Below are 13,157 nucleotides of genomic sequence, written 5' to 3' on the forward strand. Positions count from 1 at the left end.
GCATGCGTTCGTCGTCCCATGTAAATTGCTCGGTCCCCCTGACTGGCGTACAATGGCCCTTCAACTCATCGATGGTCGCTAGTGCTGTTCAGGGGAGTGGGGACGTCTCGTATGTTACGTTTGTTGATAGCTGTCGGGGCCATTCTCGTTGTGGGATCGCCGTTATCTGCAGCCCAGCGGCCGAATATCATTATGATCGTTGCCGACGACCACGCGCCATGGGCGTTTGGAGCAGCGGGACATCCTGATGCGCGGACGCCGAATATGGACCGGCTCAGTCGTGAAGGCGCCCGGTTGACGAATTGCTTTGTCGCCACGCCGGTCTGCAGTGCCTCGCGGGCAGCACTCATGACGAGTCGTTATCCGACCGAGACCGGCATCACCGATTATCTCAGCCCCGAGAGAATGCCCGACCTGGGACTCGATCCGGCGCTGCCCGTTTGGCCGCGGCTGTTGTCGGCGGCGGGGTATCGGACGGCTCTGATTGGCAAGTGGCATTTGGGGGAGACCGACCGCTGTCATCCTACAAAATTCGGCTATGATCTCTTCACCGGTTTTCGGCACGGCGGAATGACGTCGCAAAATCCGCTGGTGGAGATCGACGGAACCGAGCGACGCGTCACAGGTTGGACACCCGATATTCTGACCGACCATGCACTCCAATTCCTCAAAGAAAATGGCGACGGCAAGCCGTTTTGTCTTTCACTGCACTTCTGGGCGCCGCACGCCAACGCGCACAAGATCGACAAAGACCGCACATGGCTCCCCTTGTCCGCAGCCGACTTTGGACCGTTTCGCGATCTCGATCCCCAGGTTCCCCAGCCCGATTTCCCGGACCTCGACATCCCCCGCGTCAAACGCATGACCCGCGAGTATTTAGGCTCGATCGCCAGCGTCGACCGTAATGTAGGCCGCGTCCTCCAAGCTTTAGAGGATTTAAAATTGGCCGAGAATACTGTGGTCATTTATACCTCGGACCACGGCTACAACCTGGGGCACCACGGTATCTGGCACAAGGGAAACGGCCGCTGGATCTTAAAGAATAATCGCGGCGCCCGTCCCAACTTGTGGGACCACTCATTACGCACGCCAACCATCATCCGCTGGCCCGGCCAGATTCCACCCGGCACCGTGATCGACCGTTGCGTCACCTTTCTGGATTGGTTCCCCACAATCCTCGACATGGCCGGCATGGCCCGCCCAAAAGATATTACGCTTCGGGGCCGTAGTTTTTTGCCGCTACTGCAAGGCGAGAAGATCAATTGGGACGACAACGTCTTCGTGCAATACCGCATGTGGGACTGGAACCAAACCGCCGCCGATCTGCGCGCTTATCGCACGCCACGCTGGAAATTGATCCGTGATTTTCACAACACCGGGCAGGACGAACTCTACTATTTGGCGAATGATCCCAAAGAATTAAACAATTTGACCGACTCGGTGGATCCCCAAGTAGTGGCGGTCAAAGCCAAACTCAACCACCGCCTGCAAAAAGCGATGCAAAAGATCGGCGACCAGCCCAATTGATATGGCGCGCCCTACATTTATGTTGTGGGAGTTTCAATATGATGCGTTTTGTTCTTGCCGGGCTGTTGCTCATCAATTGTCAAACATGCTGGGCTGACGATGAGCCGCCGCAGGCGATTTCAAAACGTGATCCGCTGAGTTTTACGCCACAGCGGGCGGAAACGCCGGCCCTGCAATATGTTTTGATGCCGCCTTACTTGGATAAAACCGAAGGAAACGCGGCGACGATGTATTACCGGGCACTGTTGGAGCTCAGTGAACTTGAACGACTTAAAAAGGGCGCAAACCTTTTCGATGAAGTACTTGCCTGGACTGCGGCGCCGGACGATGTCTTTAACGTGGATAAAGTGCGAGACACGCTCAAACCGTTTCGGGCAGTTCTAGAAAACACGGAAATCGCCGCTCGTCGAACCTATTGTCGCTGGGATCTGCCGCAAGCAGAAAACAAGGAAGATCTGTATTACATCACGCTGAATGAGAGTCAGGAGATGCGTGAAATCGCTCGACTATTGGTCCTCAAAGCGCGACTGGAGATCACCGAAGGAGACTACGATCAAGCGGTGCGGACATTTCAAACGACTTATGCCATGGCTCGGCATGTTTCCGAACCGCCTATCATCATTTGTGATCTCATCGGCGTGGCCATCGTCTCGATGATCAACGATCAGGTCGCCGCGTTCGTCCGTGCTCCCGATACTCCGAATCTGTACTGGCCGCTGACAGCGCTGCCGCGACCGATTATTGATGTTCGTCCGTCGATGGGACTGGAAGGGAACGGCCTGTACTTTGTATTCCCGCAATTATTGGCAGCCAAAACCAAAACGCTGACGCCCGAGCAATGGCAGGCGGAGTTGGAGGCGTTTTTGAAGAAATTCGAAAAGGTCGCCGCCGCTACAGGGGGCATGGACGCTGACGAACTGGCCGAAATCAAAAAGAAAACGGACTTTAAAACCATCATGGCTCGTGCGGTGGAAGCGAAGACCGGCCTAATCAAAATGGGGCAGCCTTCACAAGCCGCAAAGGACATGGCAGCCGGTCAAGCAATTTTGCTGTATACCGCATTGGTCTTCGATCATTTCCGGGATGACCTATTTAAGTGGGCCTACGTTCCTTTGGCAGAGGCAGGTGAGGAATTTAGAAACGCCCGCAAATCGATTAAAGAAAATAGCGATACGATCGAACTCGTGCCAGTTGCGGCACTGTTGTTACCGGCTTTGGATGGGGTCGTCCGCGCCGTCCAACGTCAGGAAGGCGTTATTGCACAACTGCGCGGGTTCGAGGCGATCCGCATGTATGCCGCCGAGCATGACGGAGAATTGCCGGACAAACTTTCGGATATCAAAGCAGTCCCGATTCCGGATGACCCGCTGACCGGCAAACCGTTTTTCTATCACCGTGACGGAGAGACAGGGGCGCTGGGAACGATGCCGTTGAGGATCGCTAAGTAGCCCTCTGGGCTGCTATTGCTTTCGGCGACCGGGCTGGGCTTCGTTGGCGACTTGATCCGCTGGTTTGGCCACGCGATAGATCCACATTTTGTGAAACCGCGGATCATTCTCAAACAGCAGTTGCAGTTCGCTGGATGGCGCTAATTTCCGGTTGCGGACACCGGCAAAAAAGGTGTAGTCGCGCTCCAGCAACAAGAATTCTACGTTGTTCCTACGCAGCCAACCGATGTTGTCTTTGAGCCAAATATTCAGATCCGCACGAGGAGGGACAACCAGCTTTGTGTATTCCGACTTCGCGTAAAAAGGAACGCGGCGCCATTTCTGTGTGCAAGCGATGTTCGTTTTTTTGCCGCTCGTCTTGCGAACCAACTCACCCAATTCTCGTTCCAATGCCTTTCCGTCCCGCAGGTAATGGAACGAACGGCCGATCGATGCTACCGCCAAGCAGCACACAATCGTGCAGGTCGCAGTGCGGACCAAGGCCCCGCGGTTGATCTGCTCCAACTGCACGCCCAGCCAATCGGTGAATTGAAAGAATCCCAAACAGGTCCACGGTAACACAAAGGGAATCAAGGCAAAGGCGTAACGTGACGAGATCACGTGTTCGGTAGCCAAATGGTGCAACAAAATCCCCAACACCAGCAGCGATTGCAGCACCAACGGCCAATCTCGTTCGTTGCGCCAAAACCGGGACCGTCCCCAATACAACCCAATGAACAGACAGATCAACGTCGGAAATTCAAAAGCCTTGGTCACATGGTAGGACAGGTCGGCGATGTAGACCCACCAGAGATGATCCTTCGCCAAGTCCACAAGCCGCGTCTGTTTATTCTGATAGGCGGGCAAACTTTCCGCCAGATGTTTTAAGCTCCGCCGCGGGCTCATCAAATTCCAGGCTTCCGGACCGTCGGCCGGCGTCAAACCCGCATACGCCGATTGGTGCTTTTCAGAATAATCTCGGGCCATAGCAACCAGTTGCCATTTCCCCCAATCTTCGGCCGGAATCACCGTAACCGCTGTGGTGACAACAGCAGCGAACAACAACGACACAGTCAGCGCTGGTTTCCATAGTTTCATAAACAACCGCCGCCGCTCCGGCCAGACATGGGCCGTCCACCACATCCCTGCCAACACGAATAGAATAATGCCTTCCACGCGGGTCATCGTCGCGATCATGCACAGCACGCCGCCCAGCAGAAAGCGCCACCAACTATTGTGCTGCACCGCTGACCAAAAGACAGCGATCGCTGAAAATCCAAACAGCCAATACAAACCTTCGCGCAGAACTTCACTACTCACGTGCGCCATTGTGGGATGCACCGTATAGATCAGCGCCGCCATTTCCGCGACGCGCCGCCCAAACGCTGACCGGCAGAACCAATACAACGGCAGTAAGGCCAATGTCGCCGCAACGGCGCTAATCAGTTGGCCCGCCAAGACATGATTGATTCCCGTGCGCGCAACGAGCAAGATCAACAGTGGATAGGGGTTGAGCAGATATTTATCGGGAATTTTTTCGACGTTGCCCGATTCAATCATATGCGCCCAGCCGACGTAATTCAGGCCATCGCGGCTGATCACATCGTTTGCATTGACCAACACCAATCGAAGCCCCAAGGCGACGATCATCAACAACGGCAATAACCAACGCGAATCACCCAACCAAGGTAATCGCCAACCTTCATTTTGGGTTACTGAGGGGTGATCAGTGGTAGTGTCGCGTGGTTGCTTCATGCGGAGGTTGCAGAGTCGTCCTTGAGCGGGCGGCCGTGTTATACGTTTCACCCGAATTCGATCGGCGAAAATTGCATCGTGTTCGGAAATTCACTCGACAGTTGAAATCGGAGTTCGCGCCCCTGCAGCATCGGGCCTGCTTCCCACCGATCTCAAAGCGCGGCGGATTCTAAGAGGCATTCCACAGACTGGCAAGGGCAATCACCGGCAACACCCTCCGGCCTGCAAACTCCAGACGATCGCAATTAGCGCTGGCTGTATTGAGATAGCCAATTCCTGCAGAAAAAACCTCTATCTCAATACTGGCCCGCACCCAACTGAGCTGCCAAATCGGTTAAGCGTCAGGCTTCTCGCAAGTCGTTTCCAAACCTCTGAGGCTTCCTGTTGACGGTACTGTGCCAGTTTTCGGTACTTGCGCAATCGACTTTTGAAACGGGTTTTAGGGGTCCCCATCCAGAATTTGCGGCGGATATTCCGGCGTCGACGCGCGGAAATCGCGGGCAATTTTCACAAATGCCAAATAATCATAGACCGCGTGCGAAATGATCGGCGCCATCAAATTCCCCGTATAATGCCATTGCAAACCGAAAAACAGTCCGGCCAGCGCCGCTAAAATCACATAGGTCGTGGTGACCGCGTGCGCCAATCCAAACAACAAGCTGCTAATCAGCAAACCGACCACAAACGACCCGCCCCCGGTCAATGGCAGCAGCAGGCCGCGAAACAACACCTCTTCTCCCACTCCGGCCAATATCGCAACCACAGCCAAATCGGCTTTGCTGCAGCGGGCAAAGATCGGTCCCAGCAAGTCGTTCAGCGTCTCCTTAATCGTGCGCAGCGGCCCGACGGGATAGCGGTCAAAAATCACAAATCCCGCGTACAGCGGCACCACACCCGCCAAACCCCACAAGACCGCCCAGGGATCCCAGTCCAAACTCTCCAGTGGCGGCACACCAAACACCCATCCCAATGCCAGCGCAACGACAACTAACCCTCCTTCGAAGAGGGCCGCCATCGCGAGAAACGAGTTGCGATCCGAATCCTGCTCCATGGTCGTTAATAATTCCGCAAAATGGTCAGTGAGCTCTGTGTCGTCAAATAGCAGTGTCGTAAAATCAGTGATCGAGGCTCTACGGTAATGCATTTCTCCGCGGAATAACAACTATCAACCTCGCACCGAAATTCAAGCTCCGCAAATGTGTCACGCCGTTTCCCCGACAGCTAACGCTCTCAGTCGCCCCAATAACTCTTCCCGAAATCGCTGCAACGAAAACTCCCGATCACCATGCGCGCGGCAACTGCGTGATTGACGTAACTTTTCGCCCGGATCGAATAACGTCGCGATCGCGTTGCTGAATTCTCCAACACTCGTACACAGATGTCCGCAGCCATCGACAAGCTGTTCCTGAAATCCCCCCCGACGATCAACAATCGGAATGCAACCGGCCCGCAGCGCTTCGGCTGCCGTCCGTCCAAACGACTCCGTGAGAGTCGGATGGTGGTACAACAACGCATCCCAATGCAACAAACGTTCACGAGCCGACCACGCCGCTTCAAAAAACTGGGCCTGCCCCGCGCAAGCGGTGCGCAGCGGATCTTTTAGCTTGGCTGGACACCCCACGAACTCCCAGGCGACCTCCGGATGTCGCTGCGCCAGTTCCGCATAAAACTCCACCAGCATCTCCGGCCATTTCCGCGGCGCCGGCGTACACAATCGCCCCACCACCGGTCTGCCCCGCAACGCGCGTGTGTCGAATCGCCGCTCCCGCCCAATGGGTGTCGGCACCGCTTGGTGCAACACGGTGTCCGCCTCAGCGCCACAGCACTCCGCCAGCAACCGCGAACAATAAACACGCAAGTCACTCGCCGCCGGCGTGATGCGCGAATGCTGATACAGCAACGTCGCCACGGGCAAAGGACCTTCCGCGCGACGGGCGGAGGTATTGTGCAACAAGACCACATCCGCGCCGCTACTACGCACGCGCGCTGCCGTTACTTTGTCCCATTGTTCGATTTCACAATCATCAAACACCACCCGCGTGTCCGCAGCTACGCGGCTGAGAAATACAACCGTGTGTTGAAACTCCGGCAAACTGCGAACCACCGTCCACGCGCACGCCGCCGTCCCCCCCATGATCCGCCCCACATTACACACCTGCAACATGCGCACAGCTTTGCTCCCGGCCCAACAGAGAGGATCTCAAACCAAACGAAAAATCAGTCAAGCCCGGACAGACCACCCGCAAGAAGCTGCTGCCACTTCGCAATAAACACCTGACGGTCCGCGCACCATTGCTCGCGCTGCCGCGGCAAAAGGCAGCCGTCATGCGCCGTGCGATGCCCCAAATGCACCAACGGTAACCCGGCAACATCCCGCAGCACTTCTCGGGAATCATCCGCCGCCGATGCCGCGCGCAACTGCAAATCGGTGTCCGACCAATACACGCGCAGCGACTCATCGAATCCCCCCAGCTCGTGAAATACAGAAGCTGCGATCGCAAAACACCACCCTGCCAGATAGTTCCGCATCGCCAACCGGTCCAACAGCGATGCGGGCAACGCCCGCTCAATGCGCATGGCAACACCGGTCAGGACGCACTCCTTCTGCCGCAACGGTCGCACCAATTCGTCGACCCACGGCCCCGTGGAAATCGTGTCGTTATTCAAAAACACCAAAAACGGTGTCCTGGCCGCGGCCGCACCACGGTTCCAAGCCGCCGAGACCCCGCGGTGCGGTTGTAAAATCAATCGCCCGGGAGAAAGATCCCCCACGCTTAACCCTGCCGCTGTCTGCGGACTCCCGTCATCCACAATGACAACCGGCCAAGCCGCAGGGTCCTGTTCGCGAAAACTGGTCAAACAGTGCCGTGTCAAATCCGCATGTCCCCGCTGCGGGATGATGATGGTCGTATCGAGCATCGTGAATCCTGTGTTATCCCATTTCCTGCAGAGCCGGTTCTGCATCCCCCACGTCCTCCAGCGCGCCGCGCAATCGTTGCCGGACAGCTTGACGACCGTTACCTTCCACTTGTTGATAACCTTCCGCCTCCACCACCAATTCCCCGTCTGCGGGAACCGGCTTCTCAACCTGCGCCACGCGCGGAGCCTTCCAATTGTGGGGCTTGAAGTCCCGCATCGGTCCCACCTCGGCCGGTTGTCGTGCCTCCATCTGTCGATACAACCCGCGCACCGGTTCGATTCGTGGATCCCCCACCACCTGTGCGATCTGCCCGCAGGCATCCTCGACTGTGCGGTACGGAAAATAGTCGTTCAAGCGACTACCGGGCGTCACGGATATCAACTGCAGTCCCGCCAATCCCAACGACCGTCGCGATAATCGCAGATACTGCGCAATACGAAAATAATGAGCATCGGTATTCGCCGCCGCCCGCACATGCTTCTGCTCGTCAAAGTGATAGTGCGGCCCCGGCGGCAAGGCATCGAACGTGTGGCAATCAACACCCGCTTGTTCTGCTCGCCTCAGAAAATCTCGCAGCAATTTCCCCGGAACCGCTTCGATCCCCGCCGCTGCCGCACATTGCATCTGTGCATCCGACAAGCGCACGCGCATCTCGCAACCGGCCAGATAGATCGTCCGAAATCCCAAGCGATACAAAATGTCGATCGCCTGCACCATCGAATCAGCCCAATCAACGATGCCGGTGAACCTCGGCGACAAAAATTGATGAAACCCCCGTTGGGCATCCCGCTCGAAAAAATAGGTCCCCGGACATTCGCAAACTTTATAGGTCGTCTCCGGCACCAGATCCATGGCCCGCCGCCGATGCACGAACTTCAGAATTCCCGGATCAAGATACACCGACCGATGAAATCGGGCCGACGGATCGTACGAAGTCCAAAAATTTGGCCGTAGTATCCGTGTCCCCGACAGATTCACCGACATCTTGGGCACGGGAGACTCATCGATCAAACGGTGCGGCAACTCCGCCAACGACGGCCCGCCCCCAATTAACCAACACGCCGACGCCACCGGTCCAGCGAACGCATCATCCAACGCCGCTGGGATTTGCTGGCCGTCGGTCGTCAGTCGATAGAACAACGTCGTCATTGGTTATCCATCCCCTGATTGAATAATCCACTGCGAGTTAGTGAATAAAACTCCGCGCCGACAACTTGCAATCACGGTCACTCTTCGTAACACACCTTGAGCTTGACCGAATTGACCTCCGCCGTACGATTAGTCGCATTGCTCAAATGTTCGACTGAGGATAAATCGACCTGCAATCCAAACGCATTGAAATCATCCGTCGTCCAGGATTCGCCCCACGTATCCCCTTCGCCGCCCACGATCTCATCCGTTTCGCTGTCCGGCCACACGCCGCTACCCACGAACAAGCTCTTCGTCCCCGACTTGCTGCCACTGGTCACCGTGACCTCGCCACCTACGACATCGTCGGCTCCGTTGTTCGAGCACTCAAGGTTGTACGTCACCGTGATTCCAACGACTGTTTTGCCCGACGGCAACGAGAAATTGAAATCAAAGCATCGCAGGATTTGGGCAGATTGGGACTGGCCCAAGGTCACCTCTCCCTGACCACCACCAAGTCTTTCCCATGCGACATCGCCGCCGTCATTAACTTTGTCTGAGTCCGTCGCCGTTTTTTCGACACACGTGTCATTCGCACTGCTGGTACTGCTCTCGCCGCCAGTACCACTTTCCCCCCCGCCACTGCTCTCCCCACTCTCCGACGCTCCGCTCGATTCCTCTCCACTGGACACACCCGAATCCGACGAACCGCTTTCCCCGCCGCTCGATTCGCTCTCACCACTACTGCCGCCTCCTTCCGATTCAACACCTGATTCGCCACCAGACAGTTCGCTGGAATTCAAACTGCTCGACAACCCGGAACTGGAACTATCCGATACAGACGACGAACTCGCATCGGTCGAATCAGGACCGACGTCGCTGTTGTCAAACGAAAGTTCGCTCCCCCCATGCCCGCCATTTTGATTTTGGTTTCCCGGAATCTCCCACCGCTCATCGTGCGGCGGTTCCGGCCAATGCGTGTGTGGATCTTCCGGCCCGATCTCCAACCGAAAACGGGGCGCATGATCAAATTGCACCCGGATGGTCTCCACCATCGCCGAGATCAACTCCGCCCCGCTTTGATCCTTGATCTGTATTCGTCCGCCCCACGGCACCGGCAGCGCAGCCTGATCGGCAACCTCAACGAAATACCGACTCGTCGGTTGGGCGTAAACGCGAAAAAACTCTTTCACAAACTGACGCGAATCCGATTCCGTCCGTATCCAAGGAATCCAAATCCGAATCCGCCGCTCTCCATGTTGATCCCGGCTCGCCGGCTGAATGTAATTGCCCCGCCAACGATAATAACCCCGCATGAAAATGTCCGACCCCAACTGCTCGTCATAGATATACCCGCCGGTCAGCATCACGCGGTTGTACAGCAAATCCCGATCGCGGGACTCCTCCAGCGAAACAACATCCAGGCCCTCTTGAAACGTGGCAATCACCGACGTCCGTTTTTGAAAAAAGAAAAAACGCCCCCAGGCATCCACGCCCCACGACGCATTGAACGCCCGAACGGCCTCTTCTTTGAGAATCGAACGCACAGTCTCCTCGCCCCGAAATTTGGCTGTCGTCACTCCCTCGGCCAAATTCACAGCATCGATCATCGCAGCATCGAGTGTAATATGCGTCCGCGAAACCACATATTGTTGCAGTAACAACGTCACAAATTCATCCGGCTGACTCACCGCATCGACCGTCTCTAGCGAATGGTCCGGGTCGTGGGGAAACAGATCAGTCCGGGCATAGCGATGCGGAGGCGCGCCATCAGCGCGGTCCGGAGAAAACCCACCGGGAAACACCTCTCCCAATTCCACACTCATTCCCTGCAAGCGAAACGAGATCTCCGCCGGACTCGTCGCCACGCGTTCCTCAACGCGCCCCAAGTACCAGCGATCACCCGTCTGATACGCCATCGAGATCCAATCCCCGATCTCGATCTCCGCACGATCCACGAATCGATCCTTCAGCCGCAATTCCCCCGCCCCGCAGCCACCTTGCCGATGCAGTTCAAACCAACACCCAGCAATCGCACGATCAGAAATCACCGCCTGAAAATCACCCGGCCCCGGACGATAATGCACAATCCGTCGTTGATAACCCATGAACCATTCCTTTGTAAGAGGCGTGAGGCGTGAGGGGACAGGCCTGAGAATTGCAAGCAAAAAACCAAACGCGCCCTCGTGCGCGGGTCTCCCGACCCCGCACATCCCCCGACCGAAGGTCTCCCCCCGCCCCTCCCAACCACTACTCACTACCTACTCTTACTCGCCACCGACCACTTCTCCCCCGCCTACAACAACTCACCCCCCAGGCGCCGTCGTAAACAACACCGGATTCTCCGCATGTACCACCAACGAATAGGTGAACAAATTCTGATTCGACAAATCCATTTCAAACTGCACCGTCGAACACAATTCGAATTTGCGATACGTCCCGCTCGTTGCGTCGTGATAGAGAAAGAACTCAAACTTCTCTGACGCCGACGAAACATCCAACGTGCTTCGCAACGCCTCCAATTCCTCAAGCATGGCCCCTTCGGAAGTCTTCAGCGAACCGCTCTGCGAACCGATCTGTCCTTCCAGGGAAATATCCACCCCCTGCCGCGAATGCCCCACCAATGCATCCCCATCGGCTAACGGCACTTTAAACCGACTCGCATCCCAAGCATCCCGCACCCGCAACACCGGAACCGGCCGCGGCAATTCATACAACACAGAACTCTTATAAACCGCCGGCTTAAACACAAACGACATCGCAATTCTCCAAGCGTCATTAGACTGTAGGCTTGAGACCTTAGGCTGTAGGAAGGAAGGGGTGAGGCGTGAGGGAACAGGCGTGAGACTCGCAAGCAAAAACCAAACGCAAATCCCCCACCACTGCCTACTGCCTACTGCCTACCTTTCTGGCCACCGGCCACTAGCCACCGGCCACTTCGCCCCTGCCAACAGCATCACCCCCGCCGCGCCCGCAGCGACGAATCACGAAACTGCAAGTCACGCACCACCCCGGCGACTTCACCCACCTGCGAAACATTCACCGTCACGCCGCCCAGATTGTTGGTGATCGAAGTCGACTGCCCCGCCGGGGATCCCGGCAATTGCATGGTCCGTGGATTCGTCGGCGAAGACTGATTCAGCGCCGATAAAAACGCTGCCCCCAATTGCTGGACCGCTGGACGACGAATCACAAACTCGCCGGCCGTCAACATCGCCGGTACACGATCCACCCCGCCCGGCCCCGTCACCATTCCGCCACTGGCATACGCACGAATCGGTCCCGTCGCACCTCCTGCGCCCCCGACAGTACCTACGGCGGACAACCGCGCCAGCCGCGCAGCGGTCGCATCAATCAACCGCCCCAAAATCAACAGTGATTGCACTGCCGGACGAATGTCCAACACAATCGGCGTCCGTGATAACAAACGAATCTGACTCGTAATCCGCTCCAACAACGTACTGATCGTTTGCAGCGGCCCAATCGCCAAACCAATCCGCTCAAACGACCGCCCCATCTCCGATGCCGCCCGATTGAACCGCCCCAACCGATCACTGAGCGAAGAAATCCGCTCACCCACCCGATCCAATTCCCGCGACAAATGCGAACTATCCCCCCGAATCGCAATCGTCAATGACTCCCGAAACGCCACCATCGCTATGCCTCCGTTGTTAGACTGTAGGAAAGTAGGCTTGAGGCGTGAGGGGACAGGCTTGAGGGGAAAAGGCGGTAGGCCTTAGTCCGTAGACTGTAGGGTTGGCATTCAATTGCCGTTTGGTTTCCCCCCATCTCTGGCCACTGGCCACCGACAACTGGCCACTCTTTTCTGCCTACTGCCTACTGCCTACTCTTTCTGGCCACCGGCCACTGTTTTCACTGCCTACTAATCACCGGCGCCACCTCAAAGTCGCGACCGGAAAACGAAATCAAGTTCGCCTCATCCCCTTCGTTCATCGTCAGCGACTCACGATACACCTTGGCAAACACGATCTTCTCACCGGCAACCCCCGCCGGATCGGTTACCGTGAACTCCAACTGCAACGTCTCCTGCTCCCCACTCTGGGACGTGCTGACAATATTCAGCCCCGACATGAAGTTCAGAAACTCATACAACTGCAAGGGATCGCCGCTGTCGTTGTACTTCCCAATCAACTGCGTCCACTTCGCCGTAAACGACAGTGCAATCGATTCCTCATCCCCCGGCCGCGTATGCCCCGCTGCGACCGATCCCCGATCCTTTACTTCAATCGTGTTCGACCGCTGCGTCCAGGACAAATCCCCCTCGTCCAACAGCACCGTCAACGACTGCGGAGTCTCCGACGTCCCATCCTTAATCACCAATTCCCCATCGCGCAAATTACGCGTCACATTCGTAACCGCCATCGCTGCCACTCCTTCGT

Annotated in this window: 11 protein-coding genes; 2 read left to right on the forward strand and 9 right to left on the reverse strand. The window is 56.5% G+C overall.

Annotation, left to right across the window (positions count from 1 at the left end; all coding sequences use genetic code 11):
• Positions 1-111: 111 nt before the first annotated feature.
• Positions 112-1,527, forward strand: coding sequence for a sulfatase family protein (locus tag CA54_RS03640; protein WP_146369496.1), 1,416 nt, complete (start codon positions 112-114; stop codon positions 1,525-1,527).
• 38 nt (positions 1,528-1,565) lie between these two features.
• Positions 1,566-2,975 (forward strand): hypothetical protein, encoded by a 1,410-nt coding sequence (locus CA54_RS03645; RefSeq protein WP_146369497.1) that lies wholly within the window; start codon positions 1,566-1,568, stop codon positions 2,973-2,975.
• Positions 2,976-2,987: 12 nt separating this feature from the next.
• Here the strand turns inward: CA54_RS03645 and CA54_RS03650 are convergent, their stop codons facing one another.
• From CA54_RS03650 to CA54_RS03685, 9 genes are all read right to left on the reverse strand, one after another.
• Complete coding sequence (locus CA54_RS03650; protein ID WP_146369498.1) at positions 2,988-4,709, reverse strand: ArnT family glycosyltransferase; 1,722 nt, start codon at positions 4,707-4,709, stop codon at positions 2,988-2,990.
• A gap of 439 nt (positions 4,710-5,148) precedes the next feature.
• Complete coding sequence (locus tag CA54_RS03655; protein WP_146369499.1) at positions 5,149-5,853, reverse strand: CPBP family intramembrane glutamic endopeptidase; 705 nt, start codon at positions 5,851-5,853, stop codon at positions 5,149-5,151.
• A 57-nt stretch (positions 5,854-5,910) separates the two neighbouring features.
• Positions 5,911-6,873 carry a glycosyltransferase gene (locus CA54_RS03660; protein ID WP_146369500.1) on the reverse strand — a complete coding sequence of 321 codons (963 nt, stop codon included), beginning with the start codon at positions 6,871-6,873 and terminating at the stop codon, positions 5,911-5,913.
• Positions 6,874-6,926: 53 nt separating this feature from the next.
• Complete coding sequence (locus CA54_RS03665; RefSeq protein ID WP_197532180.1) at positions 6,927-7,628, reverse strand: glycosyltransferase; 702 nt, start codon at positions 7,626-7,628, stop codon at positions 6,927-6,929.
• Between the two features lie 13 nt (positions 7,629-7,641).
• Positions 7,642-8,778, reverse strand: coding sequence for a hypothetical protein (locus CA54_RS29130; RefSeq protein WP_197532181.1), 1,137 nt, complete (start codon positions 8,776-8,778; stop codon positions 7,642-7,644).
• 77 nt (positions 8,779-8,855) lie between these two features.
• The gene (locus tag CA54_RS03670; protein ID WP_146369502.1) at positions 8,856-10,865 is read right to left on the reverse strand and encodes a hypothetical protein; all 2,010 of its coding nucleotides are present in this window, start codon (positions 10,863-10,865) and stop codon (positions 8,856-8,858) included.
• Between the two features lie 198 nt (positions 10,866-11,063).
• The gene (locus CA54_RS03675; RefSeq protein ID WP_146369503.1) at positions 11,064-11,516 is read right to left on the reverse strand and encodes a hypothetical protein; all 453 of its coding nucleotides are present in this window, start codon (positions 11,514-11,516) and stop codon (positions 11,064-11,066) included.
• A gap of 197 nt (positions 11,517-11,713) precedes the next feature.
• Positions 11,714-12,412 (reverse strand): hypothetical protein, encoded by a 699-nt coding sequence (locus CA54_RS03680; RefSeq protein ID WP_146369504.1) that lies wholly within the window; start codon positions 12,410-12,412, stop codon positions 11,714-11,716.
• 218 nt (positions 12,413-12,630) lie between these two features.
• On the reverse strand, positions 12,631-13,140 hold the full coding sequence (locus CA54_RS03685; protein ID WP_146369505.1) for a hypothetical protein: 510 nt from the start codon (positions 13,138-13,140) through the stop codon (positions 12,631-12,633).
• Positions 13,141-13,157 lie beyond the last annotated feature (17 nt).

The organism is Symmachiella macrocystis (genome assembly GCF_007860075.1).
Taxonomy (GTDB): Bacteria; Planctomycetota; Planctomycetia; order Planctomycetales; family Planctomycetaceae; genus Symmachiella; species Symmachiella macrocystis.